The following is a 22,817-nucleotide window of genomic DNA, read 5'->3' on the forward strand; positions in this document are numbered from 1 at the left end:
TCAACGCGTTACGTTAGCGTTACGCAACGGCGATGTGTTTGGCTCAAAACCGGGTAAATAACGCAGCACTGACAAATCGTCAGAAGCGATGGCCGGTTTCTTCCCGGAAATCAGATCGGCCAGCAACTGGCCAGAACCGCAGGCCATCGTCCATCCCAGCGTACCATGACCGGTATTAAGATAGAGATTAGAGAGCGGCGTACGGCCAACAATTGGCGTGCCGTCCGGCGTCATCGGACGCAATCCGCTCCAGAACGTGGCCTGTTCAACATAACCGCCTTCAGGATAGAGATCGCTGACCACCATCTCCAGCGTTTCACGACGTGCTGGCAACAGTTTGGTGTTAAAACCAACAATTTCCGCCATGCCGCCCACACGGATACGATCATCAAAGCGTGTGACGGCCACTTTATAGGTTTCATCCAGAATGGTGGAGACCGGCGCCGCATCCGGGTTTTTAATCGGGATCGTCAGCGAATAACCTTTCAACGGATACACCGGAATGCTGACAATATCTTTCAGCAGCGCGGTCGAGTAGGAACCAAACGCCACCACGTAAGCATCGGCTTTGATCACTTCATCACCACACTTCACACCGTAGATACGGTTACCTTCACGTAGCAGGTGATCAACCGGCGTATCGAAGCGGAAGGTAACGCCAGCAACGGCAGCCATCGCCGCGAGGCGCTGGGTAAATAGCTGGCAATCGCCAGTTTCATCGTTTGGCAGACGCAAACCACCGGTCAGTTTGTGGGCCGTTGTCGCCAGCGCCGGTTCAACACTCGCCAGTTGGTGGGACTCCAGCAGTTGGTAAGGCACTCCCGCCTCTTTCAGCACCGCAATATCTTTGCTGGCGCTTTCGAATTGTTGGCGGGTGCGGAACAGTTGCAGGGTGCCGCCCTGACGTCCCTCGTAAGCAATCCCGGTCGATTCCCGCAAGGCTTTCAGGCAGTCACGGCTGTATTCCGCAATCCGCACCATGCGACTTTTGTTTTCCTGATAGTGGCGCATATCGCAGTTGCGCAGCATGTTCCACATCCACTCCAGTTGGAAGCGGCTGCCGTCGAGGCGGATAGCCAATGGCGCATGACGCTGGAACATCCATTTAACCGCTTTGAGTGGCACACCCGGCGCGGCCCAGGGGGCAGCATAGCCGGGAGAAATTTGTCCGGCATTACCTGCGCTGGTCTCCAGCGCAGCCCCCGGCTGACGATCAATGACGGTAACCTCATGCCCGGCCTGAGCCAGGTACCAGGCGCTTGCGACGCCGACCACACCACTTCCCAGAATCACTACGCGCATAAGACCCTCGCCACCACCACAAAAGCATAATTGACCACATATTAAGCCTGGTACAGCATAACCAGACACCGGAAACCACCTCACTTCTGACAGTATCATTTCACATGTTTTTTACCTTTCTGGTAACTAAAATCATGCCATCACGACAAAATCAGGATTTTTTATGCTGAAAAGTCATAAATCAGCAATTTATGATGCGGGAATCAGTCATTTTCACTTTTTTCAGGAGAAAGCGTCGCAGTCATACAATGCACTTATAATCAGAATAATATTCTGCGAAATAAAACCAAACCCATATTTGAAATTACGAAATCAGCCACGATGATTTTTTGAATGATTTTGTGCCAAAAGAATTCGTTTGAGTTCCGGTTTCGGATAAGCGACAGTGGACTATCATTGATGTGTTCGCTCAGTTTTTTTGGGCTGTCTTTCTCAGGATGAAGCCTTAAACGTTCGTGACAGGTGACATTCCGTTACCTGCCACTCTGCAAAACAGAGGTGCGCTATGACGACAATCTTTGACGAGCCAACCAGGAACAGTAAACGACTCAGTGACGGGCCTGACTGGACATTCGAGTTGCTTGATGTCTATCTGGCAGAAATTGACCGTGTAGCCAAACTCTATGGGCTGGATACCTATCCGCACCAAATTGAAGTGATCACCTCTGAGCAGATGATGGACGCCTACTCCAGCGTGGGTATGCCGATCAACTATGCCCACTGGTCCTTCGGCAAGAAATTTATTGAGACTGAGCAACGCTATAAGCACGGGCAACAAGGCCTGGCTTATGAGATCGTGATTAACTCCAACCCCTGTATCGCCTATCTGATGGAAGAGAACACCATGACGATGCAGGCGCTGGTAATGGCGCATGCCTGCTATGGTCACAACTCTTTCTTCAAAAATAATTACCTGTTCCGCAGTTGGACCGATGCCAGTTCAATTGTCGATTACCTGCTGTTTGCCCGCAATTACATCTCCGACTGTGAAGAACGTTACGGTGTAGAGGAAGTTGAGCGGTTGCTCGACTCCTGCCATGCCCTGATGAACTACGGCGTGGATCGTTATAAACGCCCGCAAAAAATCTCCTTACAGGAAGAGAAAGCGCGGCAAAAAAGCCGTGAAGAGTATCTGCAAAGTCAGGTCAATACGTTGTGGCGTACCCTGCCGCGTAAAGAGAAAGAGTCGGTACAGGTTGAAGCCGCTCGCTATCCCTCTGAACCACAGGAAAATTTGCTTTATTTTATGGAGAAGAATGCCCCGTTGCTGGAACCCTGGCAGCGTGAGGTGTTGCGCATTGTGCGTAAGGTTAGCCAGTACTTCTATCCACAAAAGCAAACCCAGGTAATGAACGAAGGCTGGGCAACGTTCTGGCATTACACCATCCTCAACCATATGTATGACGAGGGGAAAGTGTCGGAACGCTTCATGATGGAGTTTTTGCATAGCCATACCAACGTGGTTTTCCAGCCGCCCTATAACAGCCCGTGGTATAACGGCATCAACCCTTATGCTCTCGGTTTTGCGATGTTCCAGGATATCAAACGTATTTGTCAGTCGCCGACTGAGGAAGATCGTTACTGGTTCCCGGATATCGCCGGTTCAGATTGGCTGAAGACGTTGCACTTCGCGATGCGGGAATTCAAGGACGAAAGCTTTATCAGCCAGTTCCTGTCGCCGAAGGTAATGCGCGATTTCCGCTTGTTCACCGTGCTGGATGATGATCGTAACAACTATCTGGAAATTGCCGCGATTCATGACGAAGCCGGTTATCGGGCAATCCGCCAGCAGCTGTCGGCGCAGTACAACCTGAGTAATCTGGAACCCAACATTCAGGTTTACAACGTTGATCTGCGCGGGGATCGCTCGCTGACGCTGCGTTACGTACCGCAGCAACGTGCGCCGTTAGATAAAAGCCGCCGCGAAGTCCTGAAGCACGTACATCGCCTGTGGGGCTTTGATGTCATCCTTGAACAACAGAATGAAGATGGCAGCGTAGAACTGCTGGATCGCAGCCCGGCACGCGGTCCGGCGCTGTAAAGGTCACAAAAAAGCCGCCATCATGTTGATGGCGGCTTTTTATTGGACAAAAGGCAGGTTGAATTAACGCTTAGTCCCCAAATCATCCGGCATACTTTTCTGCATGCCGTGCCAGATTTCACCGCTGCGGCGACCATAATCACGCACGCAATCGACAATCTGCTCCTGCGTCGGTTTAACCCCACACAGATCCGCCAGTTGACGGTAGAAACTGCGAGCCAACTCACGCGCTTCCGGATTGGAGAAGTAGTGGCGGCCAACGCGGGTATACAGACCTTTCAGTCCATTGAGGATCAAACCGTAGATCGGGTTACCGGAAGCAAATGCCAGACCACGGAATACACGATAGTCCAGCTCAGTGTAGGCATCCGCCTGATCCTCAGAATTCAGCGCCGTTTCCAGCACATCGCGCGCTTTGTCCGGATGGTGACGTAAGGCACGGCTGATAAAGATAGAGGCAATATTGGTTCGTACCGACAGCAAATTATCAATCAGCTGCGGCACGCTATCATGATCGAGCCTTGCCAGAGTTTCGAGAATGTTTAAACCTGATGTTTCCCAAAAATCATTCACCCGCGTAGGTTTACCGTGCTGGATGGTCAGCCAGCCATCACGCGCCAGGCGCTGTAAAACTTCACGCAGCGTAGTACGGGTCACCCCGATCAATTCAGAAAGCTCACGTTCGGCAGGTAGAATTGACCCCGGCGGAAAACGACTGTTCCAGATGCTTTCAATAATATATTCTTCAGCAAATCCTGCGGGGCTTTGCGCCTTAATCACCATAGCATTTATTTCTCGTTGCTTTCTTTATCGTAATTGGACTCATCATACCAGAGGGGCTATAGCGGATATAGCCTGGCAATCGATTAAAAGCGCGCGCTGCCGCAAATTTCCATATCATTTAATACCCACACGATCTCCGTTTGCTTAGCGCCTGGAGACGCATTACCCTTGGCAAAATTTTATAACATGGCATGACTTCAGGGAGATCCAATGGAACCCACGTACGCGCAGGCATTTCGGCGTAATTTTCTTGGGCAGTCGCCCGATTGGTATAAGCTCGCAATCCTCATTTTTCTGATCATTAACCCACTGGTATTCTTTTTTGTCAGCCCGTTTTTGGCGGGTTGGGTGTTGGTCGCCGAGTTTATTTTTACCCTTGGCATGGCGTTGAAGTGCCACCCGCTGCTGCCCGGTGGCTTGTTAGCTGTCGAGGCGATTGCCATTGGCATGGCCAGTGCTGAACAGGTGAAAACTGAACTGGCCGGGAATATTGAAGTGTTGCTGCTGCTGATTTTTATGGTGGCGGGGATCTTCTTTATGAAACAACTGCTGTTGTTCGTATTTACCCGTATTTTGCTGTCGATCCGCAGCAAAGTGCTGCTCGGTCTGACCTTCTGTCTTGCCGCTGCGTTTCTCTCCGCCTTCCTCGATGCGCTGACCGTACTGGCGGTGGTGATCAGCGTGGCGATGGGTTTTTATGATATTTATCATCGCGTGGCTTCGTCCGGGCTGCCGCACCATGAAGAAGTTGTCCAGCGGGAAACCCTGGAAAAATTTCGCGCCTTTTTGCGCAGCCTGATGATGCAAGCCGGTGTCGGCACCGCACTTGGCGGTGTGATGACGATGGTCGGCGAACCACAGAACCTGATCATTGCCCATGCCGCAGGGTGGAACTTCACAGAGTTTTTCCTGCGCATGGCGCCGGTTACCGTTCCGGTGTTGTTGTGTGGGATTATCACCAGCATTCTGGTGGAACGCTTCCGGGTGTTTGGCTACGGTGAAACGCTACCTGAGGCCGTACGCGCGATTTTACTGGAGAGCGACCGTCAGGCCAGTGAGCAGCGCACCCGCCAGGATACGCTGAGATTGTGGGTGCAGGCTTTGATCGGCGTTTGGCTGATTATCGCCCTCGCCTTTCATCTCGCCGAAGTTGGGTTGATTGGCCTTTCTGTGATTATTCTCGCCACCTCGCTGTGCGGGTTTACCGATGAACATACGCTTGGCCAGGCCTTTACCGAAGCTCTACCCTTTACCGCATTGCTGGCGGTATTTTTTGCCATTGTCGCGGTGATCATTGACCAGCAACTGTTCCAGCCACTAATCCATTTTGTGTTGCAAGCTGACCCGGCCTCGCAACTCAGTTGGTTTTATGTGTTTAATGGTTTGCTGTCATCCATCTCGGATAATGTGTTTGTCGGCTCGGTGTATATCAACGAAGCAAAACATGCCTTCCAGAGCGGTGCGATTGATTTGCGTCAGTTTGAACTGTTGGCGGTCGCCACCAATACCGGCACGAATTTACCCTCAGTTGCCACCCCGAATGGTCAGGCAGCCTTCCTGTTTTTGTTGACCTCAGCACTGGCACCGCTGATTCGTCTCTCATATGGCCGCATGGTGTGGATGGCGCTGCCGTTTACCCTGGTGCTGTCACTGGTGGGATTCTTCTGCATCAATGAATTGCTGGTACCAATGAGTGATTATTTCATCCAGCAAGGTTGGCTTAGCGCCACACAACTCTGAGGTTTTTTGGCCTGGATCAGGATAAGTCATTTTTATACATGATTTTTTCCTGCGTCCGGGCTGGCATGGTCACGCTTTTGGTTTACACTGCGAAACATTAATGGCTACAGGAAAGGCAATATGTTGCGATATTTGAACCAATGTTCGCGAGGACGCGGAGCCTGGTTATTGTTGGCACTGACGGCACTGGCTCTCGAACTGACTGCGCTCTTTTTCCAACACGTCATGGGATTACAGCCCTGTGTGATGTGTATTTATGAGCGTTGCGCACTGTTTGGCGTGATGGGTGCGGGTATTGTCGGAGCCATTGCGCCGAAAACCCCGTTGCGTTGGGTTGCGATTGTCATCTGGCTGTACAGTGCGATTCAGGGAGTTCGCCTCTCTTATGAACACACCATGATCCAACTCCATCCGAACCCCTTTGTCACCTGTGATTTTGCCGCGCGTTTCCCGACCTGGCTGCCACTGGATAAATGGTTGCCTGCCGTGTTCGTGGCGCGGGGTGACTGCGCCGCCATTGACTGGAGCTTCCTTGGCTGGAGCATGCCGCAGTGGATGATCGTCATTTTTGCGGCTTATCTGGTGGTCGGTCTGCTGGTGCTGATTGCACAACCGTTCAAAGCCAAACGTCGCGATTTGTTTGGCCGTTAACAAATGAAAACAGGCAGCCTGAGCTGCCTGTTTTTGTTAACCGTTACGGTCTGGCCGATCGATGATGTGATCTTCCCAATCCCGCACTTCACTCTCTCGCACCGCGATATAACGCACCGAAATGCGTTGTGCATGCATGGCTTTCTTGGAACCTGCGACCAGCGGATGCCAGGCGGGTAATGTCTTTCCTTCACCGAGCAAACGATACGCACAGGTACGCGGCAACCAGTTGAAAGTGGTCAGATTTTCGCGTGTCAGCTTGATGCAATCTTCTTCATATTCAAACCGCCGTTCGTAATTGCGACACTGGCAGGTTTTAATGTTGAGCTGATTGCAGGCGACGTTAGTGAAGTAAATTTCATCGGTATCCGCATCCTGCAATTTATTCAGGCAGCACTGCCCACAGCCGTCGCACAGCGATTCCCACTGTGCATCGTCCATTTGGTCAAGGCGTTTTGTTTGCCAGAAAGGGTGATCAGTCATGATGGCGGTCCGGATTAACGTAAAGACCGCACCTTATAAAGGTTCAGGTGCGGTGATGCAAGTTTTACAGCACGCGCGTCGTAATACCGTGACCGGCCAGCGAGATTTCAAGTTTGTCACCAGAACGCATCGGGCCCACACCCTCTGGGGTGCCGGTTAGTACCACATCGCCCGCACGCAACGTGAAATACTGGCTCATATAGGCAATCAACGGCAGGATTTTGTGGATCATATCTGCGGTGGTGCCATGCTGGCGAACTTCCCCATTCACCACCAGTTTCAGTTCGGTATCCTGCGGATTGCCGCTGAATTCTGCTGCCGGGATAAAACCAGACAGCGGGCAAGAGTTATCAAAACCTTTCGATTTTTCCCACGGCTGTCCCGCTTTTTTCAGACCAGCCTGGACATCACGCAGCGTCAAATCCAGCGCCACACCATAACCCGCGATGGCCTTCGCCACATGCTCTTCACTCGCCTGCTTCAGCGTGGCACCAATCAGCACCGCCAGTTCAACTTCGTGGTGGACTTCACCGAAATTCCCTGGAATCGACAGTGGCTGACGCAGATCGCACAGCGCGGTTTCAGGCTTGATGAACACCACCGGCTCGGTTGGCGTTGCACTTCCCATCTCCTTAATGTGCTTAGCATAGTTGCTGCCAACACAGACCACTTTACTGGCCGGGTAATCCAACAAAGCGCCCTGCCAGTTACGATGCTGATACATGCTATTCCCCTGCTTTAGTTGCGTATGACGCCAGCCCTGCTGGCGCGTTGTGTTTGCTTCAGTGCCGGAACGTGGCACTGAGGGTCAATATATTAAGCTGGTTTGCGACTGCGGGCTGTGCGGAAATTGTCAAAAGACGTTAATCAGATTCACTATATTGTCTGCAATAAGGGATTTAGCGCAGGCAAATAAATAAAGCTGCCCATACAGATGATTAAATCTGGATATATTTACAGATGAATCCGAATTAATCTTTTTTGCCTTGCTGAAGATGTATGTTCAGCAGACTTTCCGGCGGGGGCGGCAATTGTAAATAATAGCCCTGATCGCTCAATGCCTGCTTAACTTTATTGATGTCTGCATTGGCCAGTTTGCCGCGTTTTTCCAGTGACAGCACCATTGCCAACTGAGGTTTACCAAAGCCCCGCAGCAATTCTTCCGGCACGCGGGAAAAATCGTCTTTTTTTTCAACATAAAGATAAGTCTGGTCGCGTTGCGGGCTTCTGTAGATCACACAAAACATATTTTTTACTCGAATTAACTGATGGCGTCACTTGCCTGAATATAGCAGTAACTATAACATGCTTGCTGAACTTCGAATATTGACCGAGTGGTGTTAATGACGATTTTATCGGCATTCATCACCTGGTAGTGAAAACAGGACGAGTCAGGACAGATGTCGCAAATGCCAATCGAATTCAAGGGAAGCAGTTTTACCCTGTCAGTCGTTCATCTGCACCATTCGCAACCTGAGGTGATTCGTCAGGCGTTGCAGGACAAAATCGACCAGGCGCCTGGCTTTCTGAAAAATGCGCCCGTGGTGCTCAATGTGTCGGCATTGAACGGCGACATCAACTGGAAACAGATGCAACAAGCCGTCAGCGCAACCGGATTGCGTATCGTTGGCGTCAGCGGTTGTAAAGATGATGCGCTGAAAAAGATGATTGCGCGCGCCGGTTTACCTGTGCTGTCTGAAGGTAAAGAGAGCAAAAAGCGCACTGAAACGCCGGTTGCTGAAGCCGTCGCCGCCCCTGTTGTGGCTGAGACCGTCAATAAAACCCGCATCATCAATACGCCAGTACGTTCAGGCCAGCAAATCTATGCCCGCAATGCCGATTTAATCGTCACCAGCAGCGTCAGCGCCGGTGCTGAATTAGTTGCCGATGGCAACATCCACATTTACGGCATGATGCGCGGCCGCGCGCTGGCGGGTGCCAGCGGTGACCGTGACTGCCAGATTTTTTGCACCAACCTCGCCGCAGAGTTGGTCTCGATTGCCGGGGAGTACTGGATCATGGATCAGATCCCGGCAGAATTTTTTGGTAAAGCTGCGCGCCTGTGCCTCAAAGAGGGCGCGCTCACCATTCAGACACTTAATTAGGCCCCTTTTCTTTCGTTAAGGAAATCAACATTTATGGCACGCATCATTGTAGTTACATCCGGTAAAGGGGGCGTTGGCAAGACCACGTCAAGCGCGGCCATCGCCACTGGACTCGCGCAGAAAGGCAAAAAAACCGTGGTTATCGATTTTGACATCGGTCTGCGTAACCTCGACCTGATCATGGGCTGTGAACGCCGTGTGGTTTATGACTTCGTCAACGTTATTCAGGGCGATGCCACACTGAACCAGGCACTGATTAAAGATAAGCGTACCGAGCAACTTTACATCCTGCCTGCGTCGCAAACCCGTGACAAAGATGCCCTGACCCGCGAAGGCGTTGAGAAAGTACTGAACGATCTGGCGACCATGGAGTTCGATTTTATCGTTTGTGACTCGCCGGCCGGTATCGAAACCGGTGCGCTGATGGCGCTCTATTTTGCCGACGAAGCGATTATTACCACTAACCCGGAAGTCTCTTCAGTACGTGACTCCGACCGTATTCTTGGCATCATCGCCTCCAAATCTCGCCGTGCAGAGAATGGCCAGGATGCCGTAAAAGAACACCTGCTGCTGACCCGTTACAACCCGGGCCGCGTCAGTCGTGGTGATATGTTGAGCATGGAAGACGTACTGGATATCCTGCGTATTCCATTGGTCGGCGTCATTCCTGAAGACCAATCGGTACTGCGCGCCTCTAACCAGGGCGAACCGGTGATCCTTGACGCGACCTCAGATGCCGGTAAAGCCTATGCTGATACCGTAGACCGCCTGCTTGGCGAAGAACGCCCCTTCCGCTTTATTGAAGAAGAGAAGAAGGGTTTCCTGAAACGCCTGTTCGGGGGATAACCAATGGCATTACTTGATTTCTTTTTATCCCGTAAGAAGAACACAGCCAACATAGCCAAGGAAAGGCTGCAAATTATTGTGGCTGAACGCAGAAGGGGCGATAGTGAGCCCCACTACCTGCCGCAGCTCAAGCGCGACATTCTGGAAGTGATTTGCAAGTATGTGAAGATTGACCCAGATATGGTGACCGTTCAGCTGGATCAGAAAGGAGATGATATCTCGATTCTGGAGCTGAACGTTACGCTACCGGAGACGGAAGAAGTCACCAAATGAGGCTAGCGGTCTCCTGATTTTCCCCTGCGTTGTTTGCAGGGGAAAATACTGGATTTAGTGCGTCTGCAAAATCTCGTCGATGCGCGCCTTGAACAAATCGCCACGCCAGCCTGCGATTAATTCCGGTGTGCGTGAGGCATTTTTCAACCCCCAATGCACGCTCAACACCTGATTGATCTGACGACGTGAAGCCAGCAACTCCTGGCTAAAACCCGTCTCTTCGCTCACCTGCTGGACCAACGCTTTGATGGCTTTAAAGGTCTGCTTGTATTCCGGGTGATCAATCAGATTACCCAGCGGTTGCGGCAACGTGCTTTCATCCTGCGCTTGCGCTTCGGCCACCATCGCCACCAGCGCTTTACCGTGGAAGCGGATTTCATGGCCATTCAGTCCCAGATGATCCAGTTCACCGAGGCTGCCGGGCATAAAACGCGCCACTTTCCACAAGTTCTCTTCGCGCACCACGAAGTTCACCGCCATATCTTTCTGCCGCGCGATATTCAGCCGCCACGCCGCAAGACGCTGCAAAGCCGCCAACTGACGCGGGCGCAGTTGCCAGGCATTGGTGATATCACGCCAGGCATCTTCAGGCGCCAGCACATCCAGACGACGCTGGCATAAGGTGTCACATTCGCTCAGCGCTGCGGCCATGTTGCCTGCCGCTTCCGTTTGCGCCACCAGTTGATGGGCTATCGGCAGCAGGTAAGCGACATCCGCCGCCGCATATTCACACTGGCGCGCCGTCAGTGGACGCGCCAGCCAGTCAGTGCGCGCTTCACTTTTATCCAGCTCGATCTGATTAAAGTGCATCACCATCGCGGCAAAACCCCACGACAGAGGCTGCCCGGCAAAAGCCGCCAGAATTTGGGTATCGACCATCGGATCCGGCAGGCAGCGAAAACGATGCAGAAACACTTCGAGATCTTCACCACCCGCGTGCAGGAATTTGGTTACCTGGGTATCACGCAATAACGCAATAAACGGTGCCCAGTCGCTAATGTTGAGAGGATCGATCAGGACCAATTGCTCGCCATCAAACAGCTGGATCAGGCCCAACTGCGGATAGTAAGTACGGGTGCGAACAAATTCGGTATCCAGCGCCACAGCGCTATGCTGCCGTGCTTTGTCACATACCGCCGCCAGTTGGTCATTTTGGTCGATCAGGGAATAATTCACGTTATGTTTTCGCTGCAACATACTTCGTGCAGCGCTCCATGTTAAAAGCAATAAAAACGCCGGACTTTGCCGGCGTTAACCTTTGAGCGAGGTGCGCACACTTACCCTTCCCGCTTCACCTCATCGCGCAACTCACGACGTAAAATCTTGCCGACGTTGGTCTTAGGCAACTCGTCGCGAAACTCGATAATCTTCGGCACCTTGTAGCCGGTTAGCTGACGGCGACAGTGATCCAGCACTTCTTCTTTGGTTAAGGTGGGATCTTTCTTCACGATACACACTTTCACCGCTTCACCGGAAAGATCGCTCGGTACGCCAATCGCGGCGGCCTCTCGCACTTTCTCATGCTGCATCAGCACATCTTCGATCTCATTAGGATACACGTTAAAGCCCGACACCAGAATCATGTCTTTTTTGCGATCGACGATGCGGATAAAGCCTTCGCTGTCCACGGTAACAATATCACCGGTATGCAGCCAGCCATTTTTTAGCACTTCTTCGGTGGCTTCCGGGCGTTGCCAGTAACCGACCATCACTTGCGGGCCGCGTACGCAAAGCTCTCCCGGCTCACCCGGCAGGACATCATGTTCATCTTCATCGACGATACGCACATCGGTAGAAGGTACCGGTAAACCGATGCTTCCGGTATGGCAGGTGATGTCATAAGGATTCACCGACACCAACGGTGAACACTCGGTCAAACCGTAGCCTTCCAGCAGATAGTGGCCGGTTAGTTTCTCCCAGCGTTCAGCCACGGCTTTTTGCACCGCCATACCGCCGCCCGCCGACATCCGCAGGGTGGAGAAATCCAGCTTATTAAAGTTGGCATCGTTGAGCAGCGCGTTGAACAGGGTATTCACACCGGTAATCGCGGTGAACGGGAACTTTGCCAGCTCCCTGACAAAACCCGGGATGTCGCGCGGATTGGTGATCAACAGGTTCTGGCCGCCCAGATCGAGGAACAGCAGACAGTTAACCGTCAGAGCAAAAATATGGTACAGCGGCAAGGCGGTGACCACGCACTCCTGTCCCGGACGCAGCAGCTTGCCATAGGTGGCTTTCGCCTGTTCGAGGTTGGCCTGCATATTGCCGTGCGTCAGCATTGCGCCTTTCGCTACCCCGGTGGTACCACCGGTATATTGCAGAAACGCCAGGTCATCATTGGTCACATCAGGGCGTTGATAAGTCAGTTGCTCCCCCTGCTGCAACGCCAGACGAAAAGAAACGGCACCTGGCAGATGGTATTTCGGCACCAGCTTCTTCACATAGCGAACAATAAAATTAACCAGCGTCCCTTTGATGGGGGCCAGTTGATCACCCATGCGCGTCAACATCACATGTTTAACCTGAGTCTCGGCCACGACTTTTTCTAAGGTGTGCGCAAAATTCGAGACGATGACAATCGCACTGGCACCGCTGTCGTTAAGTTGATGCTTTAACTCGCGCGGCGTGTAAAGCGGGTTAACATTCACCACCACCATGCCTGCACGCAGCACGCCAAACAGCGCCACCGGATATTGCAGCAGATTAGGCATCATCAGCGCAACCCGGTCACCGGCTTTAAGCTTCAGCCCCTGTTGTAACCAGGCAGCGAAAGCACGACTTTGCTGGTCCAGCTGACGATAGGTCATCGGTTGACCCATGTTTACGAAAGCGACCTGATCGGCATAACGCGTTGCTGCATGCTCAAAAAGATCGATCAAAGAGGTATAACGGTCCGCAGTAATTTCCGCTGGGACATCCGGCGGATAGCGTTTCAGCCAAACCTTAGTCAAAGATTCACCCCGAGATTCTTGTTGCGTAGCCATCGCAGCCTCTGCCATCAGTGTTGTTAACAATATTTTAACTGATTGTACCAGTTTGCCGGTGTCGACCTGTTCAGGTTGCGAGGCTCATCACTAAATTTCGCGCTTCGGTTGCGCACTCAATAAAAAGGCCCGTTCGCGTGCGCCGCGATCGGGCCGTAAATGACTGATTAAAAATAACTTATTCAGTCAGGATAGTTTCTACCTGTGCCGGACCACTATTGGACATGCCCCAGTAAGGGTTGGGTCCCCAATAGCCTGGATGATGGCGTGTCGGTCCGTAGAAAATCCAGGGATCGATAGGCTGCGGTGGCGTCATAACCTGCTGCGTTAAATGCCAGCGCTGATAACCTTTTACATCGATAACCACAAAATTGTAGCTGGCCTGGCCGATCGTCCCTTTTTCTGTCCCTTTGATATTGCCCAGCACGGTAACGTACTGGTTTTTCACATCGGTCGGATCAACGAAGCCGTGAATATCGGCAAAAATACGACCGACCGATGCCGAACCAAGACGTGGTCGGGCGCTGTCATCCAATGGTTGGGTGGCAATTTCGAGGCGCGTCAGACCATTAAGATTGGTGACGTTTACCACTTTACCGCCGAAGCGCGACTCCTGGCCGACATAGAGTTGCGGCGCATTCATCACGCGTAATAGATCTTGCTGTGGAAGCTGTGAACTCCCTTTAATGGCATCCGGCACCGAAACACAACCGCTGATCAACAGCACGCAGGCTAACAGAGCGCCAGACATCCCTTTACGACTCATTGGCATAGCACTTCTCCTGTTATTTCTCAGATTAGACTGAGAGCGTAGCGATAAGTTGCGCGGTCCCTTAACGTCCCGGCAATTTTTTCCATGCCACTTCATTGCGCAGATAAACGGGTTCAGCGTGTTCTACCGCGACCGTTTCTCCCCGTTGCCAGGCCGCAAGCGCCAACGGCAGCATATCTTCAGCAGCAGGTAACTGGACTTCGCTGGCGATCAGATGCGCGCCGGGCGTAGTTAACAGCTGCGGATACGCCAGCCAACCGGTGCCAACCGTGGTCCATTCACCGCTCAGGCTGGCAATACGCGTTTGAGCGGCTTCCGGTGACAGCACGGCTTCGGTTTCTTCGCCGTGCCACTCGCCGTTCGCATCGCGTTGATACTCCGCCCAATAGACTTCGCCCATGCGTGCATCGATCGCCGCCAGCACACGCGTGGCGCCGCTCAGTCGCCAGGCGCCTTGCGCCATGGTAGCTAATGAGGAGACGCCAATCATTGGCAGATTCGCCCCCAGCGCCAGCCCCTGGGCGATACCGATGCCGATACGCACGCCGGTAAAACTGCCCGGCCCGCGTCCAAACGCCAGCGCATCCAGCGCCGTCAGCTCAAGTTGTTGCGCCTGCAACAACGCCTGTACCAGCGGCAGAATACGTTGAGTATGGTCACGCGGAGCGATTTCGAAACGGGAATCAAGCTGTTGTTGATTCAGCAGCGCGGCAGAACAGGCTTCTGTCGCCGTGTCCAGGGCTAAAATTCGGGCGGACATAACAACCTCGGGAGATTCAAAATGGCGCGCATCTTAACACAGGCTGACACAAATTAGTGACTCTCCTGCTCGCGGACAAAACGAATGGCGCGGTCAAGATCGCGGGTGCGCGGGGTCGGCGGCAAACTGTTGAGGAATAGCGCGCCATAGGGGCGAGACACCAGGCGCTGATCGCAAATCACCAGCACACCACGATCGTCGGTATCACGGATCAGACGGCCTACCCCCTGTTTGAGGGTAATTACCGCATCGGGTAACTGCACATCGTTAAACGGCTCACCGCCACGCAGACGACAATCCTCCATGCGGGCTTTCAACAACGGATCCTCCGGCGAGGTAAACGGCAGTTTATCGATGATCACCAGGGACAGCGCATCGCCCCGCACATCCACGCCTTCCCAGAAGCTACTGGTTGCCACCAGCAAGGCATTGCCTGCCTCAAGGAATTGTTTCAACAGCTGACCTTTACTGGTTTCGCCCTGTAGCAGCACCGGTATGGTCATGGAGGCACGAAATTCCGCCGCTAGCTCACGCATCATCATATGCGAGGTACATAAAAAGAAGCAGCGGCCTTTGTTGGCATCAATCAACGGCTTCATCATCTGTGCCAACCGGCGTGCGCCACCGGGACGGTTTGGTTCCGGCAGATGGCGCGGTACGCACAACAGCGCCTGGCGCGCATAATCAAACGGGCTGTTGAGGATCAGCGTTTTTGCTTTATCCACCCCCAACCGGCTCGAGAAATGGCTCATCTGCTCATTCACCGCCAGGGTAGCAGAGGTGAAGACCCAGGCTGCTTTGCGATTGTCCATCACTTCGCGGAAACGTTCGGCAACCGAGAGCGGCGTCAGCGCGAGGGTAAAATGACGACTGGAGCATTCATACCAGTAGCTGAAGCCCGGTTCATCAATGGCACGTAAGCGTTTCAGGCGGGTGCGATACAGGGCGGCGCGCTCAAAGGCGGCATCCAGCAATGCAGAACGCCCCAGCGATAACTTAATCACGTCGTAACAGAGTTCGAGTGCATCATCCAACAAGGTCAGCATGCGCATCACGTTGTTATCACTCAGCAAGTCGCGCAGGTTGCCGCGAAAGCCGGGTTCTCCCAATGTCAGGCGGAAATCCTGGGTACATTGCGCCAGGCGGTCGGCGGATTTCTGCAACTGCTGCACATCACGCACTTCAGTACGGTAGGCAATAATGATGTCTTTGACTAAATCGAGGAGTTGGCGGCTGGAGAGTTGCTGGCCGAAATATTGGCTGGCGATATCCGGCAGCTGATGGGCTTCATCGAAAATCATCACATCGGCCTCGGGAATCAGTTCCCCAAAGCCCCCTTCTTTTACCACCAGATCAGCGAGGAACAAATGGTGGTTCACCACCACCACATCAGCGTCCATTGCCCGTTTGCGGGCTTTCACCACAAAACAATCTTTGTACAGCGGGCAATCACTGCCCAGACAGTTGTCGTTGGTGCTGGTGACATAAGGCCACACCGGGCTGTCTTCTGCCACACCGGCACAGCTGCTAATATCGCCATCAATGGTTTCCGATGACCAGCCGCGCAACGTAATCAAATCGCCCAGTGCCTGGACGTTGAGATCCCCGCCGCTCTGGGTTTGCTGTTCCATCCGTTCCAGACAGAGATAGTTGGAGCGGCCTTTCAGCAAGGCGGTTTTTCCTTTGAACTTGAGCGCACGGGCAACGGTGGGTAGATCGCGATTATACAGCTGATCCTGTAACGCTTTGGAACCAGTGGAGATGATCACTTTTTTGTCAGCACGCAGCGCGGGAGCAAGATAAGCATAGGTTTTACCGGTGCCGGTACCGGCCTCCACCACCAGCTCACCGCCACTTTTTACCGCCTCTGCGACAGCCTGCGCCATCTCGCGCTGCGCTTCACGCGGTTTAAAGCCGGGAATCGCCTGCGCCAGCGCGCCGTCAGCTGCAAAATCGTCTGCCACACATCCTCACCGAAAATTCAAAAAAGTACTGTAATTATGTCAGGATTCTATTCATGCGACCACAACAGATGACAACCTGGCTGCGGTTATGGCAGGCTAGCGCTGCGATAAATAAGGAGAAAATCATGACCATTACGCGTATTGATCCAGAACACCGTATGTCGGAAGCTGTTATTCATAACCAGACGGTGTACTACACCAGCGTGCCAGAGAATCTTGATGAGGATGCAGAGGCACAAACCGCCAACGCGCTGGCCGTGATCGACGCCATTCTGACCCGTGTAGGTTCAGACAAAAGCAAAATTCTCGACGCGACTATTTTCCTCGTCGATAAAGCTGATTTCCCGGCGATGAACCGCGCCTGGGATGCCTGGGTGTCACCGGGCAATGCACCGGTGCGTTGCACCGTGCAGGCCGGTTTGATGAATCCGAAATATAAAGTCGAAATTAAGATCATCGCCGCGTTGTAAACTGATTCGGGCGTCAGACGTCCTCTTCGTCGTCTTCAAAGCGCGCCCGAATTTGTTCTCCCTGATGACTCTGACGAATTTCGTGCGCGACCTGCGCAATCGCCTGACCGCTGGCCATACCCCCTGCCATCAGTTCCTGAATACGTTCAACCGCCTGCTGCTGCTGTTCGTGAGATAATGCCGGAAGACCTGTAAACATGACTCGCTCCTGGGAAAAAGGGGACGCATTATTCCATGCGGAACAAACAGGTGCCAGCAACAAAAAAATGTGTCAGGCTTAGGTCTTTGTTGCTGTTATCTGATTTGTCTCATGATCGTAAAAACCCTCGCTCTCAATTATACGCCGGATACGCTGACGCACCTGTTTTCCACCCTTGCTCATCAGCCCTGGGCAATGCTGTTGACGTCGGGCCAGGCCGATCATGCTGATAACCGCTTTGATATTATGACCGCCGATCCGCGTGTAACCCTGGTGACCCGGGGAGACGTAACGGAAATCGTTCAGCAAGACCATATCCAGACCAGCCCGAATGATCCGCTGACGCTACTCCAGCAGCAGTGCGATGCACTCGGAGTTCAGCCCGCTTTTAATCCTGACCTGCCTTTTCAGGGCGGCGCGCTGGGATTATTTGGTTATGACCTGGGGCGTCGTTTCGAAACCTTACCTCAGCTGGCGAAGTCCGATCTCATTACCCCGGATATGGCGGTCGGCATTTATGACTGGGCGTTAATCGCTGACCATCAATTATGTCGCCTGACGCTGGTGTCACTGGATGATGCCGACGCGCGCTGGCAATGGCTGCAAGCGCAAAACGCCCCCGCTCAACAACCCTTTGCGCTAACCAGTGACTGGCAATCCAATCTGAGTTACGACGACTACGCCCAACGTTTTGCCGCTGTGCAGGCCTATATTCAGGCAGGTGATTGCTACCAGGTTAATCTGGCCCAGCGCTTTCAGGCCAGCTATCGCGGTGATGAGTGGCAGGCTTTTCAGCATCTGAATGCGGCCAATCGCGCCCCCTTCAGCGCCTTTCTCCGGCTGCCGCACAGCGTGATTCTCAGCTTGTCACCGGAACGCTTTCTTTCCCTGCATCAGCAGGAAATTGAAACCCGGCCAATCAAAGGCACGCGCCCACGCCTGGCCGATCCTCACGCCGACCGTCAGCAGGCAGACGAGCTGGCGCATGCCGAGAAAGATCGCGCAGAAAATTTGATGATTGTCGATCTGCTGCGCAATGATATCGGGCGCGTTGCCGAACCTGGCAGCGTCAGCGTACCTGAGTTATTTGTCGTCGAACCGTTCCCGGCGGTGCATCATCTGGTGAGTACCGTGCGAGCAAGGCTGCCCGCGCAGCTTGCCGCCACTGATCTGCTGCGTGCCTGTTTTCCCGGCGGCTCCATTACCGGCGCGCCGAAGATCCGCGCCATGGAGATCATCGAGGAGCTGGAACCACATCGCCGCAATGCCTGGTGCGGAAGCATCGGCTATATCAGCCTGTGTGGCCGCATGGATACCAGCATCACCATCCGCACGCTTGTCGCCGAAAACCAGCAGTTATACTGCGCTGCGGGCGGTGGGCTGGTGGCCGACAGTGACGTCACCGCTGAATATCAGGAGACGTTGCATAAAGTGAATCGTATTCTTCCCAGCCTGCGAGAACTGGCCTGAAATGAACAGCGACCTGACTCTGGATCAATTCCTCAGCCGTTTTATGTTGCAACCGCCGGTGACACTGGCGAAAACGCCTGTTAATGGCCGGCGCGCTGCGGTGCTGGTGCCCGTTATTAACGATACAGAACCCGGGTTATTGCTGACGCGCCGTTCCAGTCGGCTCCGAAAACATGCCGGTCAGGTGGCTTTTCCTGGTGGGATGCAGGATGCCAGCGATGACTCGCTGATCTTCACCGCCCTGCGTGAGGCACAGGAGGAAGTGGGTATCCAGCCTGATCAGGTGCAGGTGGTTGGCGTGCTGCCCGCAGTGACCAGCAGCACCGGTTTTGCCGTCACGCCGGTGGTCGGCATCATTCCCGCCGGGTTGCCTCTGGCGATTAATCCCGATGAGGTCGAAAGCGCCTTTGCCATGCCGCTGGCGGAAGCCTTACGCCTCAGTCGCTACAGTGGTCTGACGCTGCGTCGCGGCCAGCGTCAGCATCAGGTGTGGCTCTCATGGTATGAAGATTATTTTATCTGGGGCATGACCGCAGGCATTATCCGTGCGCTCGGTCAGCAAATTGCCCTGCCTGGTTGATGTACCCCTCGCTTGCCATTTCTTCCTGCACCGGTTTTGCCTCCTGCAATGGATAACTATTTCTGTGCTGTATAATTAGTTTATTTCATGCGAAAAGCTGCTCGTGTCTGCGCGCGTGCGATTACTATTAGCCGCATAAAACGGCCTGAGCCGTACAAAAATAAGCTTTGTGAGGAGTGTCACCGGTGATTAGTGTTTTTGACATGTTTAAAGTGGGCATCGGCCCTTCCAGTTCGCATACTGTCGGCCCAATGAAAGCGGGCAAACAGTTTGTTGATCTGCTGGCCGAACAGGGTAAGTTGCAGGACGTCACGCGTGTTGCGGTGGACGTTTACGGCTCTCTGTCGCTCACGGGTAAAGGTCACCACACTGACATCGCGATCATTATGGGTCTGGCCGGTGCCGCTCCGGATACCGTTGATATCGACAGCATTCCCGCTTTTATTCAGGATGTCGAACAACGCGAACGCCTGCTGCTGGCCAACGGTGCCCATGAAGTTGATTTCCCCCGCGAAGGCGGCATGGTGTTCCGTAGCGAAAACCTGTCGTTGCATGAAAATGGCCTGACACTGTTCGCTTTCGCTGGCGACCTGCTGATTCTGAGTAAAACCTATTACTCCATCGGCGGTGGTTTTATCGTTGATGAAGAGCATTTTGGTCAGTCCGTGCTGGACCAAGTCTCCGTGCCGTTCCCGTTCGATTCTGCTAAAGAGCTACTTGCTCACTGTCGGGAGAGCGGCCTGTCACTGTCTGGCCTGGTGTTGAAGAACGAACTGGCGCTGCACAGCCGCGACGAGATTCATAGCTACTTCGCCAACATCTGGCAGACCATGCAGGCATGTATCGATCGTGGGCTGAATACTGAAGGCGTGCTGCCGGGGCCACTGCGGGTGCCGCGCCGTGCGGCTTCGCTGCGCCGTTTGCTGGTCTCCTCCACCAAACATTCTAATGATCCAATGAACGTGATTGACTGGGTCAATATGTTTGCGCTGGCAGTCAATGAAGAGAATGCCGCAGGTGGCCGCGTCGTCACCGCCCCGACCAACGGTGCCTGTGGCATCGTTCCAGCGGTGCTGGCTTATTACGATCACTTTATTGAAAGCGTGACGCCTGACATTTATATCCGCTATTTCCTCGCCTCCGGTGCCATTGGCATTCTGTATAAAATGAATGCCTCCATTTCCGGTGCTGAAGTGGGATGCCAGGGGGAAGTGGGTGTGGCCTGTTCGATGGCGGCCGCCGGCCTGGCTGAGTTGCTGGGCGCCAGCCCGGAACAGGTGTGTGTCGCGGCTGAAATTGGTATGGAACACAACCTTGGACTGACCTGCGATCCGGTCGCAGGCCAGGTGCAGGTACCTTGCATTGAACGTAATGCCATTGCCTCGGTAAAAGCCATCAATGCGGCACGTATGGCGCTCCGTCGTACCAGCGAACCGCGCGTCTCACTGGATAAAGTCATTGAGACGATGTATGAGACCGGCAAAGATATGAATGCAAAATATCGTGAAACCTCGCGCGGTGGCCTTGCTATCAAGGTTCAGTGCGACTAACTCCCCCACGCAGTTGCTTTCTTCGGTGAGCAAAAAAACACCGATTGAACAATTTTATGCAACTGCTGCTACCTCCATCATGCTAAACCAGATAGAGTGATTTACGCGCGGCCCTCCCTGGCCGCGCTGCTTTTTCAGTACCGCTTTTTTTCCAGAGCCGTGCTAAACCTGGCCGCCGCTATGCCGATAACCCAGAAGTTCTTTGGCTTTATTCTTAGTCTTTGCAAGGTGGTTACTGATGCTCATAGCCCAGCAATTTGTTGGTCAATTTCGCCGTAAGCGATTGCTTATTGCGTTAGTGATCGCCGCGCTGGTTTTAATTCTTACGCTGACTTTTCGCTACATTGAAGAGAAGTCACGTATTGAGCAACAGTCTCTGGATTTTGCCTCTCGCGCCATTGAACGTTTTGATCGCATGTTTTCGCCGCTGGATGTCTCTGCCAATAACACCCTTGGCCTGGTCGGCGTGCCCTGCCCGCAAGTCCGTTTTCCGCTCATTGAAAAAATCGCCGCGCTGCAAACCGTCAGATCGATTCTGTTGGTGGAGAACGACACGCTTTACTGCTCCAGTATTTACGGCCCGCAAAATATCTCCTTCAGCCAGACTTACCCGGAACTGGCGATTAATAATGAACGCATGATGCTTACCACCGACGATTACCTGTTAAAAGGTTCTCCGGTATTGCTGCTGTGGACGCCTAAATCGCTGGATAATCGTGATGGTTTATTACAGGTCATTAATATCGAGTTAATGACCAATTATTTGCTTGAACCGCAGCTGCCGTGGGTGGAACGGGCAATTTTTAACGTGGGTGGGCAAAGCCTGGAATATGGCAATCCGCTGATTGAACCGACGGTGCCCTCAGAAGATGAAGTCGCCTACGATCAGGCATCACTACGTTATCCCTACACCATTACGTTGTACGGTCCGTCACCGGCACGCCTGGCGCTGAGCACCCTGCCGTCTCAGTTGCCACTGGCGGTGCTGCTTAGCCTGCTGATGGGCTACATCGTCTGGCTGGCGACCGCCAACCGCATGAGCCTGAACTGGCAAATCAGTTATGGCATCACCGCAAATGAATTTATGGTTTATTGTCAGCCGCTGATTAACGCCAAAAGTGGCGAATGCGACGGTATCGAGCTGCTGTTACGCTGGCACAATCCCCGTCAGGGCTGGATCGCTCCGGACGTGTTTATTCCGCTGGCCGAACGGCAAAATCTGATCGCACCACTCACCCGTTTTGTGATTGCTAAAGTGGTAGATGAACTACCGAATCTGCCGCACTGCTCTTCTTTCCATATTGCGATTAACGTTGCCGCCAGCCATTTTCACGATCGGGTGATTGTTGAGGACCTGCAACGAATCTGGTGGCCAGCCAATCCGTTACCTAAACTGGTGGTCGAGTTGACCGAACGCGATGCGCTGCCGGTGATTGATCAGGCGGTAGTTGCCCAGTTGCATGAGATTGGCGTCCGTCTGGCGATTGACGACTTCGGGACCGGGCACAGTTCGCTTGCCTATCTGAAAGATCTCAAACCCGATGTGCTGAAAATCGATAAGATTTTTACCGCCGCTATTGGCACCGATGCCATTAACGCCACCGTTACCGATATGGTGATTTCACTGGCGCAACGCCTGAACATCGCGCTGGTGGCGGAGGGAGTGGAAACTGCCGAACAGGCGCATTATCTGCGCGAACGTGGTGTCGACCATTTGCAGGGGTATTTCTATGCGCGTCCGATGCCGATTGAAGACTTCCCGGCCTGGCTGGAACAGCATCAGGCGCAGCTCAGCGCGTAATAGCGCGATAAATCGCGCCGCTACAACTGAATGAAAAAATTTG

22 protein-coding genes are annotated in these 22,817 nt (G+C 53.3%); 11 read left to right on the plus strand and 11 right to left on the minus strand.

The annotated features are described in order from the left end of the window. Positions 1-1,302 carry a D-amino acid dehydrogenase gene (locus AC6I8R_RS11110; RefSeq protein WP_415174529.1) on the minus strand — a complete coding sequence of 434 codons (1,302 nt, stop codon included), beginning with the start codon at positions 1,300-1,302 and terminating at the stop codon, positions 1-3. 505 nt (positions 1,303-1,807) lie between these two features. Here AC6I8R_RS11110 and AC6I8R_RS11115 point away from each other — a divergent pair. Then, the gene (locus AC6I8R_RS11115) at positions 1,808-3,343 is read left to right on the plus strand and encodes a SpoVR family protein (RefSeq protein ID WP_036624998.1); all 1,536 of its coding nucleotides are present in this window, start codon (positions 1,808-1,810) and stop codon (positions 3,341-3,343) included. Positions 3,344-3,406: 63 nt separating this feature from the next. Here the strand turns inward: AC6I8R_RS11115 and fadR are convergent, their stop codons facing one another. Further along, positions 3,407-4,126 carry a fatty acid metabolism transcriptional regulator FadR gene (gene fadR / locus AC6I8R_RS11120; protein WP_208723548.1) on the minus strand — a complete coding sequence of 240 codons (720 nt, stop codon included), beginning with the start codon at positions 4,124-4,126 and terminating at the stop codon, positions 3,407-3,409. 210 nt (positions 4,127-4,336) lie between these two features. Here fadR and nhaB point away from each other — a divergent pair, with 210 nt between their 5' ends. Beyond that, positions 4,337-5,866, plus strand: a complete 1,530-nt coding sequence (nhaB, locus tag AC6I8R_RS11125; RefSeq protein ID WP_415174527.1) for a sodium/proton antiporter NhaB — start codon at positions 4,337-4,339, stop codon at positions 5,864-5,866. Between the two features lie 120 nt (positions 5,867-5,986). Continuing rightward, entirely contained in the window at positions 5,987-6,517 is a 531-nt protein-coding gene (gene dsbB, locus AC6I8R_RS11130) for a disulfide bond formation protein DsbB (RefSeq protein ID WP_036624994.1), read from the plus strand. A 36-nt stretch (positions 6,518-6,553) separates the two neighbouring features. Here dsbB and ycgN read toward each other — a convergent pair whose 3' ends face one another. The 3 genes from ycgN to AC6I8R_RS11145 form a co-directional block, all read right to left on the minus strand. Next, a complete protein-coding gene (gene ycgN / locus AC6I8R_RS11135) occupies positions 6,554-7,000 on the minus strand; it encodes a cysteine cluster protein YcgN (RefSeq protein WP_415174526.1) in 447 nt (148 codons plus the stop codon). A 64-nt stretch (positions 7,001-7,064) separates the two neighbouring features. Continuing rightward, positions 7,065-7,724: a fumarylacetoacetate hydrolase family protein gene (locus AC6I8R_RS11140; RefSeq protein WP_021183022.1), complete on the minus strand. Its 660-nt coding sequence runs from the start codon at positions 7,722-7,724 to the stop codon at positions 7,065-7,067. Between the two features lie 247 nt (positions 7,725-7,971). Continuing rightward, a complete protein-coding gene (locus AC6I8R_RS11145; RefSeq protein ID WP_021183021.1) occupies positions 7,972-8,247 on the minus strand; it encodes a YcgL domain-containing protein in 276 nt (91 codons plus the stop codon). 153 nt (positions 8,248-8,400) lie between these two features. Here AC6I8R_RS11145 and minC point away from each other — a divergent pair, with 153 nt between their 5' ends. Genes minC through minE form a run of 3 tightly spaced genes read left to right on the plus strand, consistent with a single transcriptional unit; the run spans position 8,401 to position 10,224 of the window. Next, positions 8,401-9,105, plus strand: coding sequence for a septum site-determining protein MinC (minC, locus tag AC6I8R_RS11150; RefSeq protein WP_208723552.1), 705 nt, complete (start codon positions 8,401-8,403; stop codon positions 9,103-9,105). Positions 9,106-9,138: 33 nt separating this feature from the next. Next, positions 9,139-9,951 (plus strand): septum site-determining protein MinD, encoded by an 813-nt coding sequence (gene minD, locus AC6I8R_RS11155; RefSeq protein ID WP_021183019.1) that lies wholly within the window; start codon positions 9,139-9,141, stop codon positions 9,949-9,951. 3 nt (positions 9,952-9,954) lie between these two features. Continuing rightward, on the plus strand, positions 9,955-10,224 hold the full coding sequence (gene minE, locus AC6I8R_RS11160) for a cell division topological specificity factor MinE (protein ID WP_013509389.1): 270 nt from the start codon (positions 9,955-9,957) through the stop codon (positions 10,222-10,224). A 54-nt stretch (positions 10,225-10,278) separates the two neighbouring features. On the opposite strand, the gene rnd is transcribed toward minE, so the two are convergent. From rnd to yoaA, 5 genes are all read right to left on the minus strand, one after another. Beyond that, positions 10,279-11,400, minus strand: a complete 1,122-nt coding sequence (gene rnd / locus AC6I8R_RS11165; RefSeq protein WP_036625112.1) for a ribonuclease D — start codon at positions 11,398-11,400, stop codon at positions 10,279-10,281. A 101-nt stretch (positions 11,401-11,501) separates the two neighbouring features. Further along, positions 11,502-13,175, minus strand: a complete 1,674-nt coding sequence (gene fadD / locus AC6I8R_RS11170; protein WP_021183016.1) for a long-chain-fatty-acid--CoA ligase FadD — start codon at positions 13,173-13,175, stop codon at positions 11,502-11,504. A 211-nt stretch (positions 13,176-13,386) separates the two neighbouring features. Beyond that, positions 13,387-13,980 carry a Slp family lipoprotein gene (locus tag AC6I8R_RS11175; RefSeq protein ID WP_021183015.1) on the minus strand — a complete coding sequence of 198 codons (594 nt, stop codon included), beginning with the start codon at positions 13,978-13,980 and terminating at the stop codon, positions 13,387-13,389. A 61-nt stretch (positions 13,981-14,041) separates the two neighbouring features. Next, positions 14,042-14,740 (minus strand): tRNA (adenosine(37)-N6)-threonylcarbamoyltransferase complex dimerization subunit type 1 TsaB, encoded by a 699-nt coding sequence (gene tsaB, locus AC6I8R_RS11180; RefSeq protein ID WP_497832251.1) that lies wholly within the window; start codon positions 14,738-14,740, stop codon positions 14,042-14,044. 53 nt (positions 14,741-14,793) lie between these two features. Then, entirely contained in the window at positions 14,794-16,704 is a 1,911-nt protein-coding gene (gene yoaA / locus AC6I8R_RS11185) for a DNA repair helicase YoaA (RefSeq protein WP_415174525.1), read from the minus strand. A gap of 125 nt (positions 16,705-16,829) precedes the next feature. On the opposite strand from yoaA, the gene AC6I8R_RS11190 reads away from it, so the two are divergent. Further along, complete coding sequence (locus AC6I8R_RS11190; RefSeq protein ID WP_021183012.1) at positions 16,830-17,174, plus strand: RidA family protein; 345 nt, start codon at positions 16,830-16,832, stop codon at positions 17,172-17,174. A 13-nt stretch (positions 17,175-17,187) separates the two neighbouring features. On the opposite strand, the gene AC6I8R_RS11195 is transcribed toward AC6I8R_RS11190, so the two are convergent. Next, positions 17,188-17,373 (minus strand): YoaH family protein, encoded by a 186-nt coding sequence (locus AC6I8R_RS11195; RefSeq protein ID WP_021183011.1) that lies wholly within the window; start codon positions 17,371-17,373, stop codon positions 17,188-17,190. A gap of 111 nt (positions 17,374-17,484) precedes the next feature. Between AC6I8R_RS11195 and pabB the strand changes: the two genes are divergently transcribed. The 4 genes from pabB (at position 17,485) to pdeD (ending at position 22,774) form a co-directional block, all read left to right on the plus strand. Next, positions 17,485-18,843: an aminodeoxychorismate synthase component 1 gene (gene pabB / locus AC6I8R_RS11200; protein ID WP_497832252.1), complete on the plus strand. Its 1,359-nt coding sequence runs from the start codon at positions 17,485-17,487 to the stop codon at positions 18,841-18,843. Between the two features lies 1 nt (position 18,844). Then, positions 18,845-19,423, plus strand: coding sequence for a CoA pyrophosphatase (locus tag AC6I8R_RS11205; protein ID WP_021183009.1), 579 nt, complete (start codon positions 18,845-18,847; stop codon positions 19,421-19,423). Positions 19,424-19,608: 185 nt separating this feature from the next. Then, a complete protein-coding gene (locus AC6I8R_RS11210; RefSeq protein ID WP_497829090.1) occupies positions 19,609-20,973 on the plus strand; it encodes an L-serine ammonia-lyase in 1,365 nt (454 codons plus the stop codon). A gap of 238 nt (positions 20,974-21,211) precedes the next feature. Beyond that, positions 21,212-22,774 (plus strand): cyclic di-3',5'-guanosine monophosphate phosphodiesterase PdeD, encoded by a 1,563-nt coding sequence (pdeD, locus tag AC6I8R_RS11215; RefSeq protein ID WP_021183007.1) that lies wholly within the window; start codon positions 21,212-21,214, stop codon positions 22,772-22,774. Positions 22,775-22,817: the final 43 nt, after the last annotated feature.

The sequence above is a fragment of the Pantoea sp. X-Soil-OKNW-713 genome (genome assembly GCF_059730685.1).

Bases quoted from the DNA above. Each gene is read 5' to 3' on its own strand.
- AC6I8R_RS11110 (WP_415174529.1), bottom strand. From the start codon at position 1,302: ATGCGCGTAGTGATTCTGGGAAGTGGTGTGGTCGGCGTCGCAAGCGCC.
- AC6I8R_RS11115 (WP_036624998.1), top strand. From the start codon at position 1,808: ATGACGACAATCTTTGACGAGCCAACCAGGAACAGTAAACGACTCAGT.
- fadR (WP_208723548.1), bottom strand. From the start codon at position 4,126: ATGGTGATTAAGGCGCAAAGCCCCGCAGGATTTGCTGAAGAATATATT.
- nhaB (WP_415174527.1), top strand. From the start codon at position 4,337: ATGGAACCCACGTACGCGCAGGCATTTCGGCGTAATTTTCTTGGGCAG.
- dsbB (WP_036624994.1), top strand. From the start codon at position 5,987: ATGTTGCGATATTTGAACCAATGTTCGCGAGGACGCGGAGCCTGGTTA.
- ycgN (WP_415174526.1), bottom strand. From the start codon at position 7,000: ATGACTGATCACCCTTTCTGGCAAACAAAACGCCTTGACCAAATGGAC.
- AC6I8R_RS11140 (WP_021183022.1), bottom strand. From the start codon at position 7,724: ATGTATCAGCATCGTAACTGGCAGGGCGCTTTGTTGGATTACCCGGCC.
- AC6I8R_RS11145 (WP_021183021.1), bottom strand. From the start codon at position 8,247: ATGTTTTGTGTGATCTACAGAAGCCCGCAACGCGACCAGACTTATCTT.
- minC (WP_208723552.1), top strand. From the start codon at position 8,401: ATGTCGCAAATGCCAATCGAATTCAAGGGAAGCAGTTTTACCCTGTCA.
- minD (WP_021183019.1), top strand. From the start codon at position 9,139: ATGGCACGCATCATTGTAGTTACATCCGGTAAAGGGGGCGTTGGCAAG.
- minE (WP_013509389.1), top strand. From the start codon at position 9,955: ATGGCATTACTTGATTTCTTTTTATCCCGTAAGAAGAACACAGCCAAC.
- AC6I8R_RS11175 (WP_021183015.1), bottom strand. From the start codon at position 13,980: ATGCCAATGAGTCGTAAAGGGATGTCTGGCGCTCTGTTAGCCTGCGTG.
- tsaB (WP_497832251.1), bottom strand. From the start codon at position 14,740: ATGTCCGCCCGAATTTTAGCCCTGGACACGGCGACAGAAGCCTGTTCT.
- AC6I8R_RS11190 (WP_021183012.1), top strand. From the start codon at position 16,830: ATGACCATTACGCGTATTGATCCAGAACACCGTATGTCGGAAGCTGTT.
- AC6I8R_RS11195 (WP_021183011.1), bottom strand. From the start codon at position 17,373: ATGTTTACAGGTCTTCCGGCATTATCTCACGAACAGCAGCAGCAGGCG.
- pabB (WP_497832252.1), top strand. From the start codon at position 17,485: ATGATCGTAAAAACCCTCGCTCTCAATTATACGCCGGATACGCTGACG.
- AC6I8R_RS11205 (WP_021183009.1), top strand. From the start codon at position 18,845: ATGAACAGCGACCTGACTCTGGATCAATTCCTCAGCCGTTTTATGTTG.
- pdeD (WP_021183007.1), top strand. From the start codon at position 21,212: ATGCTCATAGCCCAGCAATTTGTTGGTCAATTTCGCCGTAAGCGATTG.